Below are 22623 nucleotides of genomic sequence, written 5' to 3'. Positions count from 1 at the left end.
GGGCTTCATTCCGGAGTTGCTCCATATCAATCCAGACCTATGTTAGTCCGGTATCGCACCGGATTTTTTCCACGAGGAGTACGACCGATGGCTTTTGAACTGCCCGCCTTGCCCTATGACTACGAGGCCTTGCAACCTTACATGTCGAAGGAGACGCTGGAGTATCACCATGACAAGCACCACAAGGCCTATGTCGACAACGGCAACAAACTGGCTGCCGAAGCCGGGCTCGGCGATTTGTCGGTCGAAGAGGTGGTAAAACAGTCCTTCGGCAAGAACCCAGGGCTCTTCAACAACGCCGGCCAGCATTACAACCACATCCATTTCTGGAAGTGGATGAAGAAGGGCGGCGGCGGCAACAAATTGCCGGGCGCGCTGCAAAAGGCGTTCGACAGCGACCTCGGCGGATACGACAAGTTCAAGGCCGACTTCATCGCCGCCGGAACCACTCAGTTCGGTTCAGGCTGGGCCTGGGTTTCGGTCAAGGACGGCAAGCTGGCGATCTCGAAGACGCCGAACGGCGAGAATCCGCTGGTCCATGGCGCGACGCCGATCCTGGGCGTCGATGTCTGGGAGCACTCCTATTACATCGACTATCGCAACGCCCGGCCGAAATATCTCGAGGCCTTCGTCGACAGCCTCATCAACTGGGACCATGTCCTTGAGCTTTACGAAAAGGCCAGCGCATGACCCCGAACCGAAGGTCAGCGTAGCAAAATCGAAATCGATTTTTGCTGGGGATCATGCGCAAATCAAGGTGTTACAACGTCCCTTGCGCGCCGGAAAGGCGCGCGGCGCTGTAATCGCCAGATCGAGTTGTAGAAGCCCCGGCAAAACCGGGGCTTTTCCTTTGGCTCAAGATCGGACGCCCTTTTTCCAGCACAGAACGACTGTCGCAAGAATTCACACAAGCGTGAGGCGAATTTCCGGAATTTTTAAGCCAATTTTGCCGTTACCGATCAGTGCCGATCTTCATCCGAAACGTCTTCACCATGGAGCCAATTGAATGAGAACGCTTATCCTCGCCATCTCTATGCTCGCCTTCGCCGGTTCGGCTACATTCGCCGATCCGATCCAGGACCGGCAGGCCCTGATGAAGGAACGTGGAAAGATCGCCGGCCAATTGTCGAAAGTGGTCAAGGGTGAGACCGCCTACGACGCCGCGGCCGTGCTGGCGGCGTTGAAGGCGCTGCAGGCCAACGCCGAGACATTCCATGCAAAGGTCGAGACCCTTTTCCCGGCTGGCAGCGAAACCGGCGACACCACCGCTGCCCCCAAGATCTGGGAGGATATGGCCGGCTTCAAGGCGATTGAGGAAAAATATCTCGCCGACGTCAAGGCTGCGGCGGCCGCCGCCCCGGCCGACGTCGATGCCTTGAAGGCGGGGTTCAACACCATAGGCGGCGATTGTGGCACCTGCCACCAGACATACAGGATAAAGAAGGGCTGATCGCGGGCGATGCGCCTGCTGAAAAAGCTCGTCGGCGCCGCCCTCGTTCTGGGCGCCGCCGGCGCTGTCGCCGGCTGGGTCCTGTCGGCGCCGGTCAGGCTCGACACTGAGACCCTGGCGCAGCTCGGCCCCGGCGATGCCGCCAGGGGCAAGCGCATTTTTTATGCCGGAGGCTGCACATCGTGTCATGCGAAGCCAGGTTCTCAAGGCGATGCCCGCCTTCAACTGGCAGGCGGTCTCGAACTCAAGACGCCGTTCGGCACCTTCGTGCCACCGAACATCTCGCAGGATGCCAAGGACGGTATCGGCGCCTGGTCGGCCGAAGACCTCGCCAACGCCATGATCAAGGGAGTGTCGCCGAGCGGCGAGCATTTCTATCCGGCGTTTCCTTATGCATCCTACGCGCGCATGAAGCCGGCCGACATTGCCGATCTCCATGCCTTCATGAAAACGCTTCCGGCGGTCGCCGGCAAGGCGCCGGCCAATTCGCTGGGATTCCCGTTCAATATCCGTCGCGGTATCGGGCTGTGGAAACGTCTCTATTTGAGTGACCAGCCGGTGGTTTCCTTCCCCGAGGGCACGCCGGATCCGGTGATGGCCGGCCGCTACCTGGTCGAAGGGCCGGGCCATTGCGGGGAATGCCACACGCCGCGTGATTTTGCTGGCGGCACCAGGAAGAGCGAATGGCTGGCCGGAGCCACTGCTGCCGAAGGCAGCGGCATCGTGCCGAATATTACTTCGGGTGAAGGCGGGCTTACTGACTGGTTGGAGGCTGACATCGCCAACTTTCTCGAAACCGGCTTCACGCCGGATTTCGATACCGTCGGTGGCGCCATGGTCGACGTGCAGAGAAACATGGCCGAACTGACGCCTGAGGACCGGGCGGCGATATCAGCCTATCTGAAGGCCATACCGCCGCATCCCAATGGCTATCCGGCCCGCAAGCAGCCTTCGAGCTGACGCGAAAACCGCACGGGATGGCGGCGCGTCAGCGGTCGCCGAGGAAATCGAAGCCGGCTTCGAAGAAATGATTGTAGTTGCAGGTCATTTCCTCGCCGGGCGCGATGTCACGCGACGCATACGTCTCCTCGGGAGAGGAAACGTCGCAATTCGGGTCATCGGCATGGTTCATGTAGCGTGCGTCGTCGGCTTCGAAGACGATGTAGTTCGGGTCGCGCCGGTCGGGATAGGAATAGCGATCGAGATAGGCTTTGATCGGCCCGGTTTCGCGTTCATAGGTCTCGACGGGGATGCGCCGGTCGTAATTGGGATCGAGCTTCCAAACCAGAGTGCCACGGGGAATGTTGTTCTTGGCAAAGACTCCGATGCCCTGGATAGGCGATTTGTCGAGATAGACGTCGACGAGCAACATGGCAGACCCCTGGCGTGACTGGATGATTTTGGTGGCGCGGCTGCGAAAACCCGCGCATTTGGGTAGCGCGCGGCCATCGCAATTGCGAGCGGAAAATCAGCCAGGCCGTGACCGGAAATTGGAATCGATTTTCCGCAGGGGATCGTGCGCAAGATCAAAATCCTACAGCGCCCTTTGCGCGTCCAAAAGGTGGATGCCGTTGGTGGTGGCAAGGTCGGCCTTGCCCGCCACCTTCAGCGCAAACGCGTAGGTGAAGGCGATTTCCTCGAGCCTGGAAAACCGGCCGGATGCGCCGGCATGGCCGGAGTCCATGTTGATCTTGAACAGCACCGGATTGTCGCCGGTCTTGCGGTCGCGCAGCCGCGCCACCCACTTGGCCGGCTCCCAATAGGTGACACGCGGGTCGGTGAGACCGGCAAGCGCCAGAATCGGCGGATAGTCGAGCGCGGCGACATTGTCATAGGGGGAGTAGGCGGCGATCGTTCGGTAGTCCTCCTCCGAAGCGATCGGATTGCCCCATTCGGGCCATTCCGGCGGCGTCAGCGGCAAGGTCGCGTCGAGCATGGTGGTGAGCACGTCGACGAACGGAACCTCGGCGACAATACCGCCGAAGCATTCCGACGCCATGTTGGCGATCGCGCCCATCAGCAGGCCGCCGGCCGAGCCGCCCTGTGCGACGATGCGGTCATGTTGCGTATAGCGTTCGGCGACGAGGTGGTGGGCGACCGCGACAAAATCGGTGAACGTGTTCATCTTGTGCGCCCGCTTGCCGTCATCGTACCAGCCATAGCCCTTGTCCTTGCCGCCGCGGACATGGGCAATCGCGTAGACGAAGCCGCGGTCGACCAGCGAAAACAAGTTGGTGTTAAAGGCGGCCGGGACCGTGATGCCGTAGGAACCGTAGCCGTAAAGCAGGCAAGGCGCTGATCCGTCGAGCGGCGTGTCGCGATGGTGGATGAGCGAGATCGGCACCAGTTCGCCGTCGGCGGCGGGCGCCATCAGCCGCCGCGTCACGTAATGGTCCGGGTCGTGACCGGACGGAACTTCCTGCGTCTTCAGCAGCACGCGCTCGCGGGTCCGCATGTTGTAGTCGAAGACCTGCGCCGGCGTTGTCATGGACGAGTAGGAAAAGCGCATGATCTCGGTGTCGTATTCATAGGATCCCGACAGGCCGAGCGAGAAGGCTTCCTCGTCGAAGGAGATGAGGTGTTCCTCGCCGCTCTTGCGGTCATGCACGACGATGCGCGGCAGGCCTTCCTTGCGCTCAAGCCTGACCATATGGTCTTTGAAGCCGATCACCGAAAGGATCAGCCGGCCCGCTTCGTGCGGCACTAGTTCCTGCCAGTTGGCGCGCACCGGGTCGCTCGCCGGCGCCGTCATGATCTTGAAATCCTTGGCGCCGTCGGCGTTGGTGAGAATGAAGAAGATATCGCCGCCTTCTTCGAGTTCGTATTGCAGGCCGGTCTCGCGCGCCGAAACCAGCTTCGGTTCGGCGAACGGCTCGCTGGCGCTCATGATGCGATATTCCGAGGTCTCGTGGTCGTTGATGCCGACCATGATCCACTCGTTGGAGCGCGTGCCGCCGACATTCATGAAGAAGCCCGGATCGATTTCTTCGTAGATCAGCCGGTCGTTCTCAGGACTGTCGCCAAGGGCATGGAACAGCACCTTGGAAGGACGGTGGTTGGGATCGAGGCGGGTGTAGAAAAATCCGTCATTGTGGGCATTCCATACGCCGCCGCCACCGGTAGCCGGGATCCTATCCGGCAACTCCTTGCCGTCGGCGAGATCGCGGACGCGAAGCGTGTAGAATTCGGAACCCTTGTCGTCGAAGGCCCAGAGGAGTTTGCGGTGGTCGGTCGAATGGTCGACACCGCCGAGGCGGTAATAGGCCTTGCCTTCGGCCTCGAGATCGCCGTCGAGCAGGATCTGCTGGTCACCGCCATCGCGCGGCGTGCGGAAATAGCGCGGCTGCTCGCCGCCAAGCTTGAAAGATGAGCCATAGGCGTAAGGCCCATCCTTCATCGGCACGGAAGAATCATCTTCCTTGATGCGGCCCTTCATCTCCTTGAAAAGCTGCTTCCGCAACTGGGCGGTGTCGGCCATCAACGCCGCCTGATAGGCGTTTTCGGCTTCGAGATGGGCGCGGATTTGGGCGTCGAGCAGGGACGGATCCCTGAACATCTCTTGCCAATTGTCGGCTCTCAGCCAGGCATAGTCGTCCGTCCGGGTTACTCCATGATGGAGATCGAAGACCGGCCGCTTCTCGGGTCGTGGCGGGCTGACAGTCGGAAATGCTGGGGTTCGGGTCATTGCGTCTCGCTGTGGAAGTTATTTGAATGGAGAATGAACACGCCGATCAGCGCAGGTTCAAGAGCCGGAGTATATGTTTTGCGCCGGGCTCCAGAAGATGAGCCGGAGGAGAGAGAAAATGAAATTCCGTTTTCGCGCTGCCGCGGCTTTCGTCGTCGCTTCGACAGTTTTGGCCTTTACCGGCCAATCTCATGCAACCGTGTTCGCAGCTTGGCAAGTGACCAACGTTCCGTTTGGCGACACGCTCAATGTGCGCAAGTATCCGGCGGGGTCATCCCAGAAGCAGGCCGCGTATCCCAACGGTGCGGTTTTGCAGATGACCGGGAAATGCACCGGCGGCATAAACCTGCTCGACATCGCCAAGCAGCCGGTTTGGAAGCAGGAACAGAAGATCCGCTATCGCTGGTGCGAAGTCTGGCATGATCCGGCACACAACGGCAATTTCGTCACCGGCTGGGTCTACGGAAAATACATTACCCCACATTGATGGATCGGCGCCGGTCCGCAGCGCTGATTTCTGGCTTGCTTGCAAACAGCAAATCGCAACCTATGGTTTTTCAGATTCTGAAAACAACCAGATAGCCTGCGCCACAACCAAGCATAGCCAAGCATTGAGAACATTTTACTGGCCATCGAGGATGTAATGGCAGTCCGAGGGGGCGTCAGCCGTTGCTGGTCGGACCAGAAAATATCGCAAAATTACAGAGTGCACGAAAGGTTGAAGCTGATCGTGGAATATTTTATTAACATCGATGAATACAGGGCAAGAACCGAATTGACTTACTTGGTTGACTGGCTCATTAGGATGTTGTGACGCGAATCGCAGAGGCTCTTTCCTGCAAAAATTTCGCGCGATGCCCGACCTGTCAAAAATAGGGCGCAGATAGAAACAACTCTCGTTGGGGCCAGGAAGCCATGGATATTATCGAAACACCTTCCAGAAATAGTGATGCGCTGATCGAATTGACGGCCGACGTCGTGGCCGCCTATGTCAGCAACAATCCGGTGCCGGTCGGCGAGCTGCCGAGCCTCATCGCCGATGTCCATGCCGCCCTCGGGCGCGTGGGCGGGACCAGTGAACAACCTCCTGCCGACAAGCAGAAGCCGGCAGTAAACCCGAAACGCTCCGTCCATGACGACTACATCGTCTGTCTTGAAGACGGCAAGAAGTTCAAGTCGCTGAAGCGCCATTTGATGACCCACTACGGTCTGACGCCCGACGAGTATCGTGAAAAATGGGGCCTGGACGCAAGCTATCCGATGGTTGCTCCCAACTATGCTGCCGCCCGCTCCCAGCTCGCCAAGAAGATGGGTCTCGGCCGCAAGCGGAAGGGGCGCTGATATCGGCTCTTCCCAACGTGGGTTGAACGATCAACGGCGCCTCCGGGCGCCGTTTTGCTTTGGGGGCATTGCTGGAGCAATCGATACACCTTGCCCGATGCGTGGGGCTCTCCGCCGTGCCGGGGCAATCGCGCGCTGTTCGTCTAATCAGGCGGTCTGCCTCAACGCCGCCTCGGCATCGCGCTTGATGCGCTTGACCATGGAACGAAGACCATTGGCGCGTTGCGGTGACAGGTGTTCGTCGAGGCCAAGTGCCTTCAGCGTGGCTTCCGCGTCGGTTTTCTGGATCTCGCTGGCGGGTCGTCTGGAAAACAGCGCCAGCATGATAGCGACGAGGCCGCGCACGATATGGGCGTCCGAATCACCGGCGAAGGTGACGACTGGATCGGGACCCGGTCCATATTCGGTTGTCAGCCAGACCTGGCTGACGCAGCCGGGCACCTTGTTGGCGGCGTTGCGTTCCTCATCGGGAAATGGCGGCAGGGCCTCGCCCAGTTCGATCACATAGCGGTAGCGGTCTTCCCACTCGTCAAGCAGGGAGAAGTCGTCGCGGATCGTTTGGATCGTCGTGGTCATCACCTCGGATATAGTCATCCGGCGACGCCGCGTCACGGAAAAAGAGGAAAAACACCATAGGCGTCGAGGTGCGGACGGCCTGCGGTGCAGTGACAGATGCGCTGGAAAATATCTCAGTTTTTCGCCGGCAACTCGACTTTCGCGGGCAAGACGATGTCCTCGGGCAAGCTGCCGGTCATTGTCGCCGTGTCGGGTTCGGCGGTCTTGTCGTCCAGCATGGCGGCCGCGATCTTGGCGGTCTCCTTGGCCCGGGCGGTGATCGTGTGCATTGCGGACTTGCCGGTCTCGCAGACGTCGGGCTTGCGCACGCATATCCCGGCAATGTCGCCAACGGCTTCGCGTGCCGCAAACAACGCCTGGATCGGCCCGACGCTTTGGTGGCCTGTCTCGTCGGAGCCGACATTCAGCGGCAGCGCCAGAAGCACCAGCGAAAACCAGAAAGCCATTCTGATCAGAAAGCCCATCTGTATGCCCTCATCTTTGACCGGATCATGCATTCGTGCGACATGACCTCTTTTATGGGTATGATAGTGGCATAGACGCGCAAAGGACGGCTTGCCCGGTCAGCGAAAATTTTCCTCAAATTTTAGGCAAACTCGAAGCATAGCATTTTGCAATGGATTTGTCTCCAATCCAGCCGATTTTCTTCACCCGGGGTTAACCATCCATCTGCTTGTTTTCCATAGTTATTCCCCGGAAGCGCGGCGTCCGGTGGCGACTGTCAGAGGCGAAAGGGCGGTCCGCCCGAATAACACTCCATTTACTATGGCCGCAATTGCCAAGGTTTTGCCGCGCCGGCCTCCCAATATTTTCCTCCGGCCGGGCATTGATCGGTCCCGCCTTATCCATTCCTTAAACGCTGGATGCGAGTTTCAGATCAACAAAAGCAACCTGCGAAGCAGGGCTGTTCACGACCAGGTGCGAGTGCGTTGAGTGAGTTCGATAAGGGCCAGATACGTTGAGTTGCCCGGCGCGATGGCAGCCGGTTGCGAACGTATGGTTCATCCGTCGATCCTCGGAAAGAACGACCGCCGGTGCCAGGGGCGGTTTATCGGTGTCATGCTGGCCGCTCCGTTCTTTACCGCAGGTGCAGCAGTCACGCTGGTCACCTCGGGCATGGGCGTGGCCGTGACCATGGCTGCGATCTTTGCGACATTCGGCCTCTGCTGGTTTGCTGCCTTGCTGGTGGCAGCATCGGGCAAGATGGCGTTCGCCGGCCAGGTCGCCCTGGTGATGGGCAGTCTTGCTCTTGCCGGTGTCATTGCCGCGGCCGGCGGGATGGCCTCGCCGGCCGCCATGCTTGTCGTGGCGCTGCCGTTCGAAGCCTGGTGGATCGGCGCGTCTCGTCGCGCTGCACTCTGGGGTGCCGCATCCGCATTTGTCGCTATCCTGCTGCAGGCTTTTGCCGGTTCTGTTTTCCCGTTCGGCCCGGCGGAAATCGCTGCTTGGCACTGGCTGCTGCCGCTGGCTTGGGCGCTCACCCTCGTTCCCCGCGTCGCAGCACTTGGCAGCCCGGCCGGCGCGCAGCTAGATCCGGCGACCGATGACCGGCTCGAGAACATCATCGACGCCGTTGTCCTGCGGGCCGGCAGGCATGGCGAGGTACTGGATGCGTCGGCAAAGGCGCGCACGATCCTGAAACTGCAGCCGGAACTGCTGTTCGGTACCGGCCTGTTCGACCGTATCCATCTGTCCGATCGCGTCGCATACCTCAGCGCGCTGGCCGACATGCGCGACGGCGCGTCGGCGCGCCGGCTTGATCTTCGCGTTCGGCTGCCGCAAAACGGCCATGGCCCGACGGCGGACAACTACCGGCCGTTTTCCCTTGAGCTGATGCGGGCGGAGCATGAGGATGTCTTCACGCTCGTTCTGCGCGAAAACGACGAACTCGCCGGCTTGCGCGAAGAGCTTGCCGCTGCGAAAGAGGCGGCCGCGTCTGCCGAAGTGGCGAAGGGACGGTTTCTGGCGGTCGTCAGCCACGAGCTTCGCACGCCGTTGAACGCCATCATCGGTTTTTCCGACATGCTGCTGCATGAGATGTTCGGCACCTTCAAGGATCCGCGCCAGAAGGAATATGTCGGTCTGGTCAAGGAGTCCGGCCAGCATTTGCTTGCCGTCGTCACCTCGATACTCGACGTGTCGAGGATCGAAGCCGGCGCCTACGCAACCGAGCCGGAACCGTTCCGTTTCGTGGAAGCCGTCGAAATGTGCCAGTCGATGATGCGGCTGCAGGCCGAGGCAAAGAACATCGATCTGCAGGCTCAGATCGCACCGGATGCAGGCGAGATAAACGCTGATCGTCGTGCCGTGCAGCAGATACTCATCAACCTGGTCTCCAATGCCATCAAGTTCACGCCCGATGGGGGCGATGTCGTCGTCGGCGCCAAGCGGATCGGCTCGCGACTGCATTTCTGGGTCAGGGACACCGGTATCGGCATCGCCGAGGAAGACTTTGCCAATCTCGGCAAGCCGTTCATGCAGATCCAGAACGACTATACGCGCCGCTTCGAGGGAACCGGGCTCGGCCTGTCGCTGGTAAAGGGCCTTGTGGCGCTGCACGAGGGCACGATGTCGATCGAAAGCATGCCGGGCGAGGGCACCACGGTCACGATCAGCTTGCCGGTGAACGGACCGAAGGCACGTTCGACCGACAAGCCCGGCGTGCTGCCGATGCCTGCAGCCAAGGCGGAGACGAAGGGGGACAGGCATGGCTCGCTCCGCAAAACAGCCTAAGGCGGTCAAGCGCCGTGGCAATGCCTTCCAAGGTAGCGCGGTCGCCGTCGGCAGCCTGATCTCGCGCAATCCGGTTCTGGTCGGCGGTTCGACCGCCTTCCTGGTGACGCTGTTCTACGTCTCGGCGAATGCCCTGTGGTATCAGCCTTTTCCTCATGCCGGCGCGTTTTTCGCGACCAGGAGCATCGAGGGCTTTCCTCGAGCCGGCGCCGACGAACCCGAAACCACCATCAACATCGTGCGGCCGGGCTCGGCTCCGATCAAGAGCGATCCGGTCGTCGAGCAGATCCAGGGCATATTGAAGGATCTGGACTTCTATTCCGGCACCGTCGACGGCATTTCCGGCCCCAACACGCGTAAGGCCATACAAGCCTATCAGCAGAAAGTCGGGCTTAGCGCTTCCGGCGAGATCGACAGCGTTCTGCTCGATCAGCTGGGCGCCACGCCAACCGCCTCGACGGTCGTGCCGCATCCGGCACCTCGTCCGGACGACATGGCCGCAATTCCCGTCTCCGCTTCGGCGCCGGCAGATGCGCCGGTGCAGGCACCCGATGCCCGCATCATCAAAATCCAGGCCGGGCTGAAGGCATTCGGCAATGACGACATGCAGCTCGATGGCGTGGTCGGGGCCCGCACCAAGGCAGCGATCAAGGAGTTCCAGTCGCTGTTCGGGCTGCCGGAGACCGGCGAGCCCGACGAGGTTGTCTACGTCAAGATGCGCGAGATCGGCCTGACCAACTGAGGCTTTGGCCTACTAATGGTCGAAGCGATCGCTCGCGGATTGGCGAAAACCTCGCTAAACAGCATCCGGATCTCATCCGGAGTTTTGTAATGCGCGTAACCACCGACCTGTGGGTGTCGGCACTATTGCGCCGGGTTTTCGGCGCCGGCGGATTCGCCGCCGTGGTCAAGCGCGGCGCAACTGAGGCCGGCGCCGTCTTCGTGCTGGCGCGTGGCCGCCTGGGCGAGGTTGCTTTGTTTGGACCGGCGCCACAGACGAGCTACGATTCAGCCAAACCCGACGACCGTTTCTTCAGTCTGCTCGGCGCCGGCGACGATGCCGCCGTCTTTGACGCGCGACTGGAAAGGGAGAAGAAATTCGATCCCGACATCTGGGTGGTCGAGATCGAGGCCGGCGCGGTTCCCGTCGAGGAACTTATTTCCGTCAAGTCGCTCTAAACGATTATGGATGAAAACAGAGGCTTAAAGCGTTCGCCTGAATTTCGTTCAGACGCGACGCGCCTTAGGCCTGGCGGCAGCATTCTCGCTGTCCGCTTTGCGGATGTCGGCGTTCGCCGCGATGGGTCCGGCATTGCGAATGGCCTTCGACAGTGTCTCGGCCTTCCAGCCGCGTAGCCTGTCCAGCGCCGCGTCGCGATGCAGCAGTCGGTAGCGGTCGAGAAAGATGCGGATGGCCTGCGGATGCGGAAACTCTGTGGGATAGACGGCGGCGGTGATCAGGAATGCCCTCTCTTCGCCGAAATCAAGCGCGCGCAGAACGGCCAGCAGCGACGTGTAGTTCTGGTTTGCGGTGAGCGCCCGCGCCGTTGAAAAATCGATTTCGAGCGCGTCGGCCAGTGCTGTCTGGAAGAATGCGGCGTTTCCGGTCAGCGCCGTCTCGCGCAGTTTGACATAGGTTTCAGCGCCGGCGAACGGATTGACGGTCGCGCCGCCGCTCTCAGCATCGGCGCGCATCAACGACCGCAGCCGGCGCCGTGCATTTTCGGCGGCGGCGCCGGGCACCTGCTGGCTGTCGGGGCTGGGCGCGACGATCTCGGCGCTTTCAGGCGCCGTCCCGGCGATTGCCTCCGGCTGCCGCACGCTCACCAGCGTCGGCTTTTCAAGCGCCCTGATCAGCTGGGCGATGGTCGGGTTCAGATCCTTGCGGCGCGCGATGGCGCGCGCATGCGGCAGGCCGTGCCGTCCGATCAGCGCGATCAGGTCGATATCGCTGAGCGCGCACGAGCGGATGAGCAATGGCGCGGCAACGTCGACCGGCTCCTCGCAAAGCCGCCGGACCAGCGCAGCGGGCGCATATTCGCATTCGGAAAGGGCGGCGGCGACGTAGCGGCGCGATTCGACCGACACATTGGCGAAAAGCGGAAGCGTCAGATCCTCAAGTTGCGCGATCTCCCGGCGCGAAGGGCGGGTGAGCGAACAGAACGCCGACACCGCGGCGCGGAACAGCCTTTCGGCCTTTCCCGATTCAGCCCGTATAGCGATTTGCCTGAAATCCGAAGCTGACACGAAGGATACGCCTGAACACTCGACACAATCTGGACCATGCTCGACCGGGACTGTGTCGGTTTCGCATTTGCCTCGGGTCAGAACTTCCTGACCCCAAAACAAACATCAAATTAGCGGCGATCCGTTAGCGTTCCGTTAACCTACTGGCTCCTTAATCAGATTGGAGGCGTTGCGTTGTGCTCCGGGGCAACCGAGAGGAATGCACGAACCATGGGCATGGTACTGTCTTTCGTGCCGCGAACCGCGGCAACCAATCAAGCAGAACGAAACACCGGAACCCCGGCAGCGGTGATCATTTTCCCCGGCGTCCGCTACGAGCCACGGACGGGCGAAACGCGGCCAGGCGGCGGTCCGGACAAGCCGGGCTCGTCAAGGACGATGCCGGGCTCGTCGGGGACGATGCCGGGATCGTCGGGGACGATGCCTGTTCCGCATCATTAGGCGCCGCGCGCCCTGTTCGGCGCGTACAGGAGCCTCTAACTTTGAATCGCTGCAGGCTGGAAAACCGGCCGCCGCGTACTTCGGTTGACGTCAGAAATCCTGCAGCTCGCAGGAACTCTGCTCGAGAAACCGCGACACGATCGGCTTCCAGCTGTCGTCGGGCACGAACGAGCGGATGACGAACATGCCTTCGTCGATGGGCGCCTCGACGAAGATTGCTCCTTGCAATTCCTCCGGGAGATCCTTGCGGATCTCGATCATCTGGGCCGGCGTCAGTACGATACTGTCCAGCACCCTTCCGGTCGCACTATGGTCGTTGAAGGAGTAGATGTTATGCCCGCTGCGGTCATAGACCGATACGGACCAGAACGGGACGTTTCCCGGTGCCTTCACCCGAACCATCCCGTCGGACAGATCGAAGCGGCAGGCCGCGGCATAAAACAACGGATCGACGGATTTCACCACTGGCGTACCGCCGGCCTCAGCGTCCAGCCTGGTCATCCGATAAAGGTCGGAGGCCATGGCCAGCCGCGACCAGGCATTGCGTTCGGAAAATTCCGAGACGAGCAGCAGCACGATGATGTGTACGATGCCGGCGCCAAGCAGGCCGAGCAAGATCGCGTGCAGCAGCCTACGCATTGCAGCCGACCTTCACGATCCGCGGCAGCGTGACATCCGAAAGGCCCGTGCTGCTGGCGATCGGCGTGTCGTAGAATGTCAGCACGAGATACATCCGGCCGAAGCCGTCGGAAAGCAGCCAGTTGCCGGGCGCGGGGCGGTTGCTGACGGAAATAAGCACGGAATTGTCGGGCTGGCGCAGCACCTGGTAGGACTGAAGTGCTGCAAGCCTTGGCTTGCCGGTCTCGACCACGCCGAGCGACCGATCGGCGGCATAGAGGGTCCAGAATCGGGCTGTGGGAAATCCGCCTTCGATTTCATAGGCGCATTGGCGTTTCAATTGTTCGCCATCGGAATCGCGTTCGGCGACAAACGACAGGCCTTCTGCCTGCCCGAGTGCAAGGACACCCTCGCGCGCCACGCGGGCTTTCGAATAGGGATCCGCCGCCTGCGTGCCGATATCGGGAAACGCCGTCCATTGGCCGATCCTGATCGCGCCAATGCCATCCTGCGTCTTGAGCGCGTACCAGACGCTGCCGCCGCCGCCTCCGATGGCTATGGCAAGCGCGAGGAGCGTCAGGAATGCGTTCTTGAGCATGAAGAGCCGCGGGAAAGAGGGAGTGCCGCTCGGGGATATCGCGGGGCAGGGGGCGATGGCAAGCGGACCCCTGTGGAATTGCCGGCGCGAGGGATGGCCTGGCCCGTCGTGCCGGCATCAAAGCGCCGACAGGGTCTCCGGCGTCGCAGGCGCCTGGAGGACGGGCGCCGACTGGAACAGCCTTGTGATGTCCCTGAGCGCCCGCGTCGTCTGGCTGGACAGCACCGGCGGCCGCTCGGCGGCGGTGTCGGCCGCTGCCTGCTCGGCACTCTTCTTTTCCGCTTCCTCGGCCTTGGCGGCGATCTCTTCGTCGACGAAGGGATGATCGAGGCCGGGGATCGGCTTGAGATCGATATTCTGGTGCGCATAGACCATCAGCCGCTGCCAAACCATCGCCGGCAGCGAGCCGCCGGTCATGTTGTTGGTCGGGGTGAAGTCGTCATTGCCGAGCCACACGGCAGCCGTGTAGTTGCCTGTGAATCCGACATACCAGGCGTCGCGGTAAGACTGCGTAGTGCCGGTCTTGCCGGCCGAAACGATATCGGGAAGGGCAGCGCGCCGCGCCGTGCCCATCACCGGCACCGCCGCCAGCATGGTGTTCATAGATTTCAGCGCCTGTTCCGAGAGCACACGGCGCGGCGGCGGCGCATCCTTGGCGAAATCGTAAACCACCTCGCCGGTACGGGTGACGAGCTGGGTGATGCCATGCCGGGAGCCGACAAAGCCATTCTGGGCGAACACGCTATAGCCTGTCGCCTGGTCCATCACGGTCATGCCCGATGTGCCGAGCACCATCGTCTTGTGCGATTCGAGCGGCGATTCGACGCCCATGGCTTCCGCCATCGCCTTGATCGGCCCGATGCCGAGATGATTCTTGGCCAGCCGCACCGGCACGGTGTTGACCGATTTGGCCATCGCCGTGATCAGCGTGACCTTGCCGGCCCGTCCGTCATTGTAATTGTGCGGCGACCAGGCACCCCAGGAGATCGGCGCGCCGGAAACGACGGAATCCGGCGTGAAGCCGTGCTCCATCGCCGTTGCGTATACGTAGGGTTTAAACGATGAGCCGCTCTGGCGCAGCGCCTTGGTGGCGCGGTTGAACTGGCTGGCACCGTAGTCGCGGCCGCCGACGATCGCCCTGACTGCGCCATTGGTTTCGATGACGACCATGGCGCCTTCGGTGACGTTGTATTCCTTGCCGAACTGGCGGAGATGGAACTCCATCGATTCTTCCGCCGCCTTCTGGATGTTGGCGTCGAAAGTGGTGTGGGCGACCAGCGAATGCTGGCCGGACTTCGCGGCGATCTTCTTGACCTCTTCGAATGCCCAGTCGAGGTAGTAATCCGGGCTCTTCTGCTCGCCGCGGTCGACGATTTCAGCCGGATGCAGCCGCGCCTGCAGCACCTGACCCTCGCTCATGAAGCCGCCTTCGACGAGATTCGACAGCACCACATTGGCCCGCGCCCTGGCAGCAGGCAGGTTAATGTGCGGCGCGTATTTGGTCGGTGCCTTGAACAGGCCGGCCAGCATCGCCGCTTCGGCGAGGTTCACATCCTTGACGCTTTTGCCGAAATAGAAATCGGCGGCCGCTTCGATGCCGAACGTGCCGCCGCCCATATAGACGCGGTCGAGATAGAGCTGCAGGATCTCCTTCTTCGACAGATTGGCCTCGAGCCACAGCGCCAGGAAGGCTTCCTTGACCTTCCGTTCCAACGTCCGTTCATTGGTCAGGAACAGGTTCTTGGCCAGCTGCTGGGTGATGCTCGAGCCGCCCTGCACCACGGAATTCGCCCGCACGTTCGCGAAGATCGCGCGCGAAAGGCCGAGCGCGTCGATGCCGTAGTGATCGAAGAAACGCCGATCCTCGGTGGCCAGCACCGCCTTGATGACCTGATCGGGCATCTCGTCGACCGGCACCGAATCGCGCTGGATGATGCCGCGCTGGCCGATCTCATTGCCGTAGCGGTCGAGGAAGGTGATGGCGAAATCGCCCTGGGCGCGCCAGTCGCCGGCGGTTTCCTGGAAGGCCGGCAAAGCAAGTGCCAGCATGACGACGATGCCGCCAGCGCCGAGCGTGAAGCCTTCGCTCAACAGTTCGATGATGCCGCGGCGCCAGCCGGAGACGCGGAAGCGCCGGAAAAAAATGGTGGCCGCTTCCCAGAACCGGCGCGACTTGAAGCCGGTCTCGTAGAGCGAGGAATCGAACCACGCATCCGCCGCCAGCAGCCTTGCGGCAATCGGACCCCTTCTCTTGCGTGATTTCAAAGGACTGGCCATTCCAAGATCCGGCTGCGGCTACGCCCCACTGAGAAGCGGCACTCGTACCAGACTATTTGTCCATTTTGGCCTCGCTCACAAGGGTGAGGGAAGCTTTCGAGGTACAGTTTGTTGATACTAGGGTCGCGCATGCCACCTCGCATCCACCTACCGCGCCGCGATAAAGCGCATGAAATGCGCCACGTCGGCATCGCTTGGCTCCTGGCCGGTGAAACTGCGCAGATAGGCGGCGAGATAACTGACCCTCGCCTCGACCGGTTCCTTGAGGTCGAGCACATAATAGCCGATCTGCATGTAGTAGAGCACACGGGCGCGGATGAAGGCATCCTCTTCGCCGTAGCCATGCCGGCGATACATGTCACGGATCGCGCCCAGTCGGTCATTGTCGGCCTGGTCGATGGCCCGGCGCACGTCGTCGGAGCGCCGCGCCCATTCCCGGATGGCGAAGTCGAGCCTGGGATCGAACAGGCGTTCGTCCGCCCAGCATTCGAACACGTTCATGACCCCCATGATGATACTTTCTGCCGGCCGCTGTGCGCGTTCGACGATCGCCCTGGTGTTGGTGTCCCGCCAATGGGCAAGCAACTAGAGCAGATCCTGACGGCTCTCGAAATACCAGTAGAAACTTGAGCGCGAGACGCCGAGCTTCTGGCCGAGCGGCAGCACGCGCACGCTTTCGATGCCATCTGAAATCAACGTGTGGAGCGCAAGACTGATCCAGTCCCAGCGCGTCACCTTGATGTTGCCGGGCGCCGGCTCGTCCTGCGGAGCATTCATGATCATGGCCGCACAACAGGCATGAGGGGGAGCTGCATACAACCGTACTAGACACATATGTACAGTGCAAGTATCCTGCCCAACTCAACGAACTGCGCCGAGCGGCCGGCGCGCGCGTCCTCGCGGCTTCTCCCTACGATCCCCAGGGGCAGGGCAATACGGCAAGCATACGGCAATGAGGAGTATCCGCCATGATCGACGACGCCGCACGTGATCTCAGGCGCGAGCGCAGGCGCGGACGAACCGGCGAGGCCGGCAGCGAGACCAGCCGCCGGCCGGACTATCGCTCGCTGAAGAACCCGTTCCTGCCGCAGCCGATCTTTTCGGTCGACCAGGTCGCCGCGATCCACGACACGGCGCTGCGCGTACTCGAGGAGCTCGGCGTCAAGGTGCTGCTGCCGGAGGCGCGCACCATGCTTGCCCGTGCCGGCGCGCTGGTTGACGAGGACAGCCAGATGGTGCGCATCGGTCGCGACATCGTCGCGGCGGCACTGGCCTCGGCGCCGAAATCGATCCGCGTCCATGCCGGCGACCGTGCCCGCGACCTGACGCTCGAGCTCGGCTCGATGACGTTTCTGGCGGGATCCGGGGCGCCGAACGTCACCGATCTAGAGCGCGGCCGGCGGCCGGGAACGCTTGCCGCTTTCGAAGATTTCATCCGCCTGGTGCAGCATTTCGACGTGCTGCACATGCTGGGACCCTGCATCGAGCCGCAGGACATCGACAACCGCTTCCGCCACTATGCAGTCAACCGCGCGCAGCTGACGCTGTCGGACAAGTTGCCGTTCGTCTTCGCGCGCGGCACGCCGCAGGTGGAGGACGGCTTCGAGATGCTGCGGCTGGCGCGCGGCCTGTCCGAGGACGAATTCCGTTTGGGCGCTCATTGCTACACCGTCATCAACACCAATTCGCCTCGCCAGCTCGACATTCCGATGGCGCAAGGCATCATCGACTTTGCCAGGGCGGGGCAGGTGTTGATCATCACGCCCTTCTGCCTGGCCGGCGCGATGGCGCCGATCACTGTGGCCGGCGCGCTGACGCTGCAGCACGCCGAAGCGCTGGCCGGGCTGACGCTGGCCCAGATCGTGCGGCCGGGTACGCCGGTCGTCTATGGTTCCTTCTCCTCCAATGTCGACATGAAGTCGGGGGCGCCGGCGTTCGGCACGCCGGAGCACGTCAAGGCGACGCTCGGCGCCGGTCAGCTTGCTCGCTTCACCGGTCTTCCTTGGCGGTCCGGCGGCGGCAGCGCCGCCAACATATCGGACGCGCAGGCGGCCCACGAAACGCAGTTCGCGCTGTGGGGCTCGGTGCTTGCGGGTGCAACGGTCTGCATCCATGCCGCGGGCTGGCTCGAAGGCGGCTTGAGCGTCTCTTTCGAGAAGCTGATCACCGACGTCGAGGCGCTGCAGACGGTCGCCGAACTCTGCGCGGCGACGCCCGGCGACGAGGACGCGATCGGCTTTGAGGCTATCGCTGAAGTGCAGCCGGGTGGGCATTTCTTCTCGGCCGGGCACACAATGGCGCGCTACCGCACCGCATTCTACGAGCCGCTGGTCGCCGACTGGTCGAATTTCGGCAACTGGACGCAGGCCGGGTCAAGAACCGCCACGGAGCGCGCGACCGGCATCTGGAAACGGCTGCTTGCCGATTTTCGGCCGCCGGCTTCCGCCGCTGCCACATCAGGTGTTCTCGACGAATTCATCGCGCGGCGCACGGAAGAGGGTGGCGCAGCACCGGTGTCGTGATCTGATTCAGTAACTGCGTCAAAGGGGACGCGGGTGCTGCCAGCGCACGTGAGGTGCCACCGCTCACCTCTTTGGAGCCGATGGCTCAAAAATGTTCATGGGCTGGTGGAAACTATCGAATAGTATTATTCGGCAGTTTATTTTTACGAATCTGGGCGATCAAAGATAGCTCGGAATTTGAATTTTCTGCTCAGAGCTCCTACTTTAGGAGGGAATTGCAATTTCATCATCTCGGTCAAAAAGGGATATTTTATCGATGGCGGAATTCAATCAAAGTATCACGGAAAAGGCTGAAGCCCGCTTCATGGAGAAGCAGAAGAAAACTGCGGAGCGAAACCAGGCTACGGCCGAATATGTTTCCGAGGCCAAGGCCAGGACCATTAAGACCCAAAGGTTGCGGGCGCTGCGGCTGGCCAAGGAAGAGGCCGACCGCGCGGCGGAAGCCCTCAATCCCGTCGCTCCCAAGAAAAAGCGGGCCGCAGTCAAGAAGGCGGGGGCCGCTTGACGGCCGTCAAGTCATGAGCCTGACATTTCCAAACCTAAGCCGAAGCTACGACGAGGCGAGCCGACGGATCCGCTTCGTCGGCTATGACGGCATGTCCCAGATTTCTTTCTTTGTCGATGCAGCCGCCATCTCGACGGCACCGCCGGGGACGGCGACAGCCGAAGCCACATATCTCGCCGCTTTCGATTCGGCCGTCGGTCCCATACATGACGTCGCAAGGAATGCTTATGCCCGTACCGGCAAGAGCATGTATGTGCTGACAGCGGCCGATTTTCGATAAATCCCGACCGTCTGGCGCCAGAGCTTCAACGCGGCTACGCTGCAAGCAGGAATCGCTGACGCACAAAGGCCTGTTCAGCCGTGACGGGCGAGGGGAGAACACAATGACCGCGCCGGCTGCCGCGCTGCAGAAGGCCTTGTTCGAAGCGCTGAACGGTGACGGTTTTCTGTCAGCTGCCTTGGGCGGCGCAAAACTGTTTGACCATGTCCCGGAAAATGTCCCGTTTCCCTATGTCACCTACGGCCGGACCAGCGTCTACGACTGGACAACAGGCATGGAGAACGATGCCGAGCAGCTTTTCACGCTGCATTTCTGGTCGAAGTCCGAGGCCAGGAAAGAAATGCTCGATGCGATGGACCTAGTCAGCACCCGCCTCCAGGATGCGGCGCTCGCGCTCGACGACCATCACCGCGCCAATCTCAGGCTCGAATTCACCGAAGCCCGTTACGACGAGGATCTTTCAGCCTGTCACGGGCTGCTGCGCTTTCGCGCCGTGACGGAAGAAAACGCCTGACGCGCTTTCAATATGGCTGCAACACAGTCTAGACTGGCACTTGGATGAGTTTGCCGGGTTGGGGCGGCGAATCATAGGGTCGGTTGTCTCCGCGTTTCAGGGGGGTGAGATAGGCATGTGTTGCAGGCGTTCACTGTTCATTTCACGTTCAGCACCGATGCGTTAGGACGCTGATCATGAAAACGCTTCGCTCCCACTTCCGAACCGCGACACTGGCGCTCTGCGCTGCCGGTCTGTTTGCGCCGCAGGCGACAGCGCTGCCGGTCGTCGTGCCCGAGCAGAATCGGCCGATCGTCCTGGCTGCCTCCGACTGCTACGCGATCGGTCAGCAGGTTGCCGAGCAGAGTGGCGGCACGCTGGCCAAGGCGTCGCAGTCGACGCGCGGTGGCCAGCCGGTCTGCGTCATCGTCGTGCTGGTCCCGGGCAAGGACGGGCAGCGTCCGCGCCGCACCGAGATCGTCGTTCCGCTGAACTGATCCCTGCCGTTTCCCAGGCGCTGGAATCGGCCTATATCTGACGCCTAGTTTCTCGACAGGGCAGCTTCTCAAACAGGGCAGCTCTTCAACAGGCCAGTTCTTCAACAGGTATGATCCCCGCATGCGCGTACTCGTTGTCGAAGATGACAAGGATCTCAACCGGCAGATATCGGACGCGCTGGTCGATGCCGGCTATGTCGTCGACCGGGCTTTCGACGGTGAGGAAGGGCATTTCCTCGGCGACACCGAACCCTACGATGCCGTCGTGCTCGACATTGGCTTGCCGCAGATGGACGGCATCAGCGTGGTCGAGCGCTGGCGGCGCGGCGGCCGCAAGATGCCGGTCCTGATTCTGACGGCGCGCGATCGCTGGAGCGACAAGGTATCCGGCATCGACGCCGGCGCCGACGATTATGTCACCAAGCCGTTCCACATCGAAGAGGTGCTGGCCAGGGTGCGAGCGCTGATCCGGCGCGCGGCCGGCCATGCGTCGTCCGAGTTGACCTGCGGGCCGTTGCGGCTCGACACCAAGGCCTCCAAGGCCGATGTCGACGGCGTGCCGCTGAAGCTGACGTCGCACGAATTCCGCCTGCTTGCCTATTTAATGCACCATATGGGCGAGGTCGTGTCCCGGACCGAACTGGTCGAGCATCTTTACGATCAGGATTTCGACCGCGATTCCAACACAATCGAGGTCTTTGTCGGGCGGCTTCGCAAGAAGATGGGCATCGACATGATAGAAACCGTTCGCGGCATGGGCTATCGAATGCGTGAGCCGGAGGCGTAAGGCGGAACCGCTCAAACAGACTGCAAGAACGCCGCTTTCACTGCGGTTCTGGCCGCGTTCGCTGGCGTTCCGGGTGATTGCCTTTTCCACGGTCTGGGCGATACTCACCCTGATTGTCATCTTCACGCTGATCACGACCCTCTATCGCCAGGCGAGCGAGCGCGGTTTCGACAGCCTGCTGTCGGCGCATCTGTTCAATCTGATCGGCTCGGTCGGCGTGTCCGAAGGCGGTTCGCTGACCGGCGCTCCCGACCTTGGCGACCTCCGGTTCTCGGAGCCGAATTCCGGCTGGTACTGGTCGGTGGAGCCTGCGTCGGAAGGCGTGCGCGGTGAGCTGCACTCCTCCTCGATGACCAAGGCGATCCTGTCGCCAAGCGTCGCCGAGGTCCCTTTCAATGCCAGCTTCCAGCGCAGCTATGCGACAGAAGGCATCGATGGCGAGGAACTGGAAGTGTTCGAGAGCGAATTCGTTCTCGACGCGAAAAATCGCGCAGCGCGCTTCCGTGTCATGGGAAACCAGACCGAGCTCGAGCAGGAAATAGGCGCCTTCCAGCGTCGCCTGCTGACCTATCTTTCCCTGTTCGGCGTCGGCATGATCGCCATCAACGCCATTGCCATCCTGCTGGGCCTGCAGCCATTGCGTCGGGTCAGGAACGCTCTTGCTTTGGTGCGCGAAGGAACCGCGCAAAGGCTCGACGGTCGCTTCCCGGCCGAGATCGAGCCGCTCGCCAACGAGACCAACGCGCTGATCGAAAACAACAAGCGTATCGTCGAGCGCTCACGGACGCAGGTCGGCAACCTCGCCCATTCGCTGAAGACGCCGCTGGCGGTGCTGATCAATGAGGGGCGGGCGCTCGGCGGCGCCAAGGGCCAGCTCATAGCCGAGCAGGCCGCCTCAATGCAGAAGCAGGTTGACCATTATCTGCAGCGCGCCCGCGTTGCGGCACAACGCGACAGCGTCGTCTACCGCACGCCGGTGGCACCGCTGGTCCAGCGCATGGTACGCGTGCTGCAAAAACTCAACCCGCAGACCGCTCTCTCGCTTTCGCTGCCGGCAGTCGAGATCGTCTTTGCCGGCGAACGCGAGGATTTGGAAGAATTGCTTGGCAATCTGCTCGACAACGCCATGAAATGGGCAAAGAGCGCGGTCGCCGTGTCGGTGGCGCCGATCTCCGGCAAGGAGGGTGCTGGCAGTCTGTTCGAGATCAGCATCGAAGATGACGGCCCGGGCATTCCCGAAGACAAGGCGCGCGAGGCGCTGAAGCGCGGACGGCGGCTCGACGAGACAAAGCCGGGGACCGGGCTTGGACTTGCCATCGTCGCCGACCTGGTCAACGAGTATGGAGGCGTTCTGGCTCTGGAACGGTCGAGCATGGGCGGGTTGAAGGCGGTGGTTCGATTGCGGAGCCTTCACTAGAGTTATGCTTTTGCTGGGCTAGTCGACATTGATCGACGGTGCGTGATACTGCGGCATGTCGACTGGTCCCGGAGCCGTCGGCCGCGGCCAAATTTCCGACAAACATCGACACTATGGCCACGCCGACTTCCCCGATGGCGCGGCCCAGCTCTAACT

Annotated in this window: 23 protein-coding genes and 1 pseudogene; 15 read left to right on the top strand and 9 right to left on the bottom strand. The window is 61.6% G+C overall.

Annotation, left to right across the window (positions count from 1 at the left end):
• Positions 1-87: 87 nt before the first annotated feature.
• From EOA78_RS01795 to EOA78_RS01785, 3 genes are all read left to right on the top strand, one after another.
• Positions 88-690, top strand: a complete 603-nt coding sequence (locus tag EOA78_RS01795; RefSeq protein WP_127313602.1) for a superoxide dismutase — start codon at positions 88-90, stop codon at positions 688-690.
• Between the two features lie 316 nt (positions 691-1006).
• Complete coding sequence (locus EOA78_RS01790) at positions 1007-1450, top strand: cytochrome c (protein WP_127313601.1); 444 nt, start codon at positions 1007-1009, stop codon at positions 1448-1450.
• A 9-nt stretch (positions 1451-1459) separates the two neighbouring features.
• On the top strand, positions 1460-2410 hold the full coding sequence (locus EOA78_RS01785) for a cytochrome c (protein ID WP_127313600.1): 951 nt from the start codon (positions 1460-1462) through the stop codon (positions 2408-2410).
• A 28-nt stretch (positions 2411-2438) separates the two neighbouring features.
• Here EOA78_RS01785 and EOA78_RS01780 read toward each other — a convergent pair whose 3' ends face one another.
• Positions 2439-2822 carry an SET domain-containing protein-lysine N-methyltransferase gene (locus EOA78_RS01780; RefSeq protein WP_127313599.1) on the bottom strand — a complete coding sequence of 128 codons (384 nt, stop codon included), beginning with the start codon at positions 2820-2822 and terminating at the stop codon, positions 2439-2441.
• A gap of 162 nt (positions 2823-2984) precedes the next feature.
• Positions 2985-5135, bottom strand: a complete 2151-nt coding sequence (locus EOA78_RS01775) for a S9 family peptidase (RefSeq protein WP_127313598.1) — start codon at positions 5133-5135, stop codon at positions 2985-2987.
• A 118-nt stretch (positions 5136-5253) separates the two neighbouring features.
• Here EOA78_RS01775 and EOA78_RS01770 point away from each other — a divergent pair, with 118 nt between their 5' ends.
• Together EOA78_RS01770 and EOA78_RS01765 are read left to right on the top strand one after the other, a co-directional pair.
• Entirely contained in the window at positions 5254-5622 is a 369-nt protein-coding gene (locus EOA78_RS01770; RefSeq protein WP_127212445.1) for an SH3 domain-containing protein, read from the top strand.
• A 428-nt stretch (positions 5623-6050) separates the two neighbouring features.
• Positions 6051-6476, top strand: coding sequence for a MucR family transcriptional regulator (locus EOA78_RS01765; RefSeq protein ID WP_029354623.1), 426 nt, complete (start codon positions 6051-6053; stop codon positions 6474-6476).
• Positions 6477-6623: 147 nt separating this feature from the next.
• On the opposite strand, the gene EOA78_RS01760 is transcribed toward EOA78_RS01765, so the two are convergent.
• On the bottom strand, positions 6624-7052 hold the full coding sequence (locus EOA78_RS01760) for a SufE family protein (RefSeq protein ID WP_065010477.1): 429 nt from the start codon (positions 7050-7052) through the stop codon (positions 6624-6626).
• Between the two features lie 113 nt (positions 7053-7165).
• Entirely contained in the window at positions 7166-7516 is a 351-nt protein-coding gene (locus EOA78_RS01755; protein ID WP_127313597.1) for a DUF5330 domain-containing protein, read from the bottom strand.
• A gap of 532 nt (positions 7517-8048) precedes the next feature.
• Between EOA78_RS01755 and EOA78_RS01750 the strand changes: the two genes are divergently transcribed.
• The 3 genes from EOA78_RS01750 (at position 8049) to EOA78_RS01740 (ending at position 10964) form a co-directional block, all read left to right on the top strand.
• On the top strand, positions 8049-9785 hold the full coding sequence (locus tag EOA78_RS01750) for a HAMP domain-containing sensor histidine kinase (protein ID WP_127313596.1): 1737 nt from the start codon (positions 8049-8051) through the stop codon (positions 9783-9785).
• Positions 9760-10527 (top strand): peptidoglycan-binding protein, encoded by a 768-nt coding sequence (locus tag EOA78_RS01745; RefSeq protein ID WP_127313595.1) that lies wholly within the window; start codon positions 9760-9762, stop codon positions 10525-10527. Before EOA78_RS01750 ends, EOA78_RS01745 begins: the two co-directional genes overlap by 26 nt.
• An 89-nt stretch (positions 10528-10616) precedes the next feature.
• On the top strand, positions 10617-10964 hold the full coding sequence (locus EOA78_RS01740; RefSeq protein WP_127313594.1) for a DUF1491 family protein: 348 nt from the start codon (positions 10617-10619) through the stop codon (positions 10962-10964).
• 48 nt (positions 10965-11012) lie between these two features.
• Here EOA78_RS01740 and EOA78_RS01735 read toward each other — a convergent pair whose 3' ends face one another.
• The 5 genes and pseudogenes from EOA78_RS01735 to EOA78_RS01710 form a co-directional block, all read right to left on the bottom strand.
• Positions 11013-12032: a hypothetical protein gene (locus EOA78_RS01735; RefSeq protein ID WP_164783596.1), complete on the bottom strand. Its 1020-nt coding sequence runs from the start codon at positions 12030-12032 to the stop codon at positions 11013-11015.
• A gap of 531 nt (positions 12033-12563) precedes the next feature.
• Positions 12564-13112, bottom strand: coding sequence for a DUF1254 domain-containing protein (locus tag EOA78_RS01725; RefSeq protein ID WP_127313592.1), 549 nt, complete (start codon positions 13110-13112; stop codon positions 12564-12566).
• Positions 13105-13689 carry a DUF1214 domain-containing protein gene (locus EOA78_RS01720; protein WP_127313591.1) on the bottom strand — a complete coding sequence of 195 codons (585 nt, stop codon included), beginning with the start codon at positions 13687-13689 and terminating at the stop codon, positions 13105-13107. Before EOA78_RS01720 ends, EOA78_RS01725 begins: the two co-directional genes overlap by 8 nt.
• Before the next feature lie 117 nt (positions 13690-13806).
• The gene (locus tag EOA78_RS01715; protein WP_127313590.1) at positions 13807-15966 is read right to left on the bottom strand and encodes a PBP1A family penicillin-binding protein; all 2160 of its coding nucleotides are present in this window, start codon (positions 15964-15966) and stop codon (positions 13807-13809) included.
• 147 nt (positions 15967-16113) lie between these two features.
• Positions 16114-16749: pseudogene (locus EOA78_RS01710) on the bottom strand (TetR/AcrR family transcriptional regulator).
• A 185-nt stretch (positions 16750-16934) separates the two neighbouring features.
• Here EOA78_RS01710 and EOA78_RS01705 point away from each other — a divergent pair.
• From EOA78_RS01705 to EOA78_RS01675, 7 genes are all read left to right on the top strand, one after another.
• Positions 16935-18488 (top strand): trimethylamine methyltransferase family protein, encoded by a 1554-nt coding sequence (locus EOA78_RS01705; protein WP_127313589.1) that lies wholly within the window; start codon positions 16935-16937, stop codon positions 18486-18488.
• Positions 18489-18744: 256 nt separating this feature from the next.
• On the top strand, positions 18745-18993 hold the full coding sequence (locus tag EOA78_RS01700; RefSeq protein ID WP_127313588.1) for a hypothetical protein: 249 nt from the start codon (positions 18745-18747) through the stop codon (positions 18991-18993).
• Positions 18994-19006: 13 nt separating this feature from the next.
• Entirely contained in the window at positions 19007-19273 is a 267-nt protein-coding gene (locus tag EOA78_RS01695; RefSeq protein ID WP_127313587.1) for a DUF1488 domain-containing protein, read from the top strand.
• 103 nt (positions 19274-19376) lie between these two features.
• Positions 19377-19787 (top strand): DUF3168 domain-containing protein, encoded by a 411-nt coding sequence (locus EOA78_RS01690; RefSeq protein WP_127313586.1) that lies wholly within the window; start codon positions 19377-19379, stop codon positions 19785-19787.
• 176 nt (positions 19788-19963) lie between these two features.
• The gene (locus EOA78_RS01685) at positions 19964-20263 is read left to right on the top strand and encodes a hypothetical protein (protein WP_127313585.1); all 300 of its coding nucleotides are present in this window, start codon (positions 19964-19966) and stop codon (positions 20261-20263) included.
• A gap of 121 nt (positions 20264-20384) precedes the next feature.
• Positions 20385-21050: a response regulator transcription factor gene (locus tag EOA78_RS01680; protein WP_023800820.1), complete on the top strand. Its 666-nt coding sequence runs from the start codon at positions 20385-20387 to the stop codon at positions 21048-21050.
• A complete protein-coding gene (locus EOA78_RS01675; protein WP_127313584.1) occupies positions 21034-22467 on the top strand; it encodes an ATP-binding protein in 1434 nt (477 codons plus the stop codon). The genes EOA78_RS01680 and EOA78_RS01675 overlap by 17 nt, the downstream gene beginning before the upstream one ends.
• The last annotated feature ends 156 nt before the right edge of the window (positions 22468-22623 follow it).

The organism is Mesorhizobium sp. M5C.F.Cr.IN.023.01.1.1 (assembly GCF_003997585.1).
In the GTDB taxonomy this organism is placed as follows: domain Bacteria; phylum Pseudomonadota; class Alphaproteobacteria; order Rhizobiales; family Rhizobiaceae; genus Mesorhizobium; species Mesorhizobium wenxiniae.
Note: the sequence above shows the minus strand (reverse complement) of the source record. Positions and strands in the feature narration are given on the sequence as shown.

Bases quoted from the DNA above. Each gene is read 5' to 3' on its own strand.
- EOA78_RS01795 (WP_127313602.1), top strand. From the start codon at position 88: ATGGCTTTTGAACTGCCCGCCTTGCCCTATGACTACGAGGCCTTGCAA.
- EOA78_RS01790 (WP_127313601.1), top strand. From the start codon at position 1,007: ATGAGAACGCTTATCCTCGCCATCTCTATGCTCGCCTTCGCCGGTTCG.
- EOA78_RS01785 (WP_127313600.1), top strand. From the start codon at position 1,460: ATGCGCCTGCTGAAAAAGCTCGTCGGCGCCGCCCTCGTTCTGGGCGCC.
- EOA78_RS01780 (WP_127313599.1), bottom strand. From the start codon at position 2,822: ATGTTGCTCGTCGACGTCTATCTCGACAAATCGCCTATCCAGGGCATC.
- EOA78_RS01775 (WP_127313598.1), bottom strand. From the start codon at position 5,135: ATGACCCGAACCCCAGCATTTCCGACTGTCAGCCCGCCACGACCCGAG.
- EOA78_RS01770 (WP_127212445.1), top strand. From the start codon at position 5,254: ATGAAATTCCGTTTTCGCGCTGCCGCGGCTTTCGTCGTCGCTTCGACA.
- EOA78_RS01765 (WP_029354623.1), top strand. From the start codon at position 6,051: ATGGATATTATCGAAACACCTTCCAGAAATAGTGATGCGCTGATCGAA.
- EOA78_RS01760 (WP_065010477.1), bottom strand. From the start codon at position 7,052: ATGACCACGACGATCCAAACGATCCGCGACGACTTCTCCCTGCTTGAC.
- EOA78_RS01755 (WP_127313597.1), bottom strand. From the start codon at position 7,516: ATGGGCTTTCTGATCAGAATGGCTTTCTGGTTTTCGCTGGTGCTTCTG.
- EOA78_RS01750 (WP_127313596.1), top strand. From the start codon at position 8,049: ATGGTTCATCCGTCGATCCTCGGAAAGAACGACCGCCGGTGCCAGGGG.
- EOA78_RS01745 (WP_127313595.1), top strand. From the start codon at position 9,760: ATGGCTCGCTCCGCAAAACAGCCTAAGGCGGTCAAGCGCCGTGGCAAT.
- EOA78_RS01740 (WP_127313594.1), top strand. From the start codon at position 10,617: ATGCGCGTAACCACCGACCTGTGGGTGTCGGCACTATTGCGCCGGGTT.
- EOA78_RS01725 (WP_127313592.1), bottom strand. From the start codon at position 13,112: ATGCGTAGGCTGCTGCACGCGATCTTGCTCGGCCTGCTTGGCGCCGGC.
- EOA78_RS01720 (WP_127313591.1), bottom strand. From the start codon at position 13,689: ATGCTCAAGAACGCATTCCTGACGCTCCTCGCGCTTGCCATAGCCATC.
- EOA78_RS01715 (WP_127313590.1), bottom strand. From the start codon at position 15,966: ATGGCCAGTCCTTTGAAATCACGCAAGAGAAGGGGTCCGATTGCCGCA.
- EOA78_RS01705 (WP_127313589.1), top strand. From the start codon at position 16,935: ATGATCGACGACGCCGCACGTGATCTCAGGCGCGAGCGCAGGCGCGGA.
- EOA78_RS01700 (WP_127313588.1), top strand. From the start codon at position 18,745: ATGGCGGAATTCAATCAAAGTATCACGGAAAAGGCTGAAGCCCGCTTC.
- EOA78_RS01695 (WP_127313587.1), top strand. From the start codon at position 19,007: ATGAGCCTGACATTTCCAAACCTAAGCCGAAGCTACGACGAGGCGAGC.
- EOA78_RS01690 (WP_127313586.1), top strand. From the start codon at position 19,377: ATGACCGCGCCGGCTGCCGCGCTGCAGAAGGCCTTGTTCGAAGCGCTG.
- EOA78_RS01685 (WP_127313585.1), top strand. From the start codon at position 19,964: ATGAAAACGCTTCGCTCCCACTTCCGAACCGCGACACTGGCGCTCTGC.
- EOA78_RS01680 (WP_023800820.1), top strand. From the start codon at position 20,385: ATGCGCGTACTCGTTGTCGAAGATGACAAGGATCTCAACCGGCAGATA.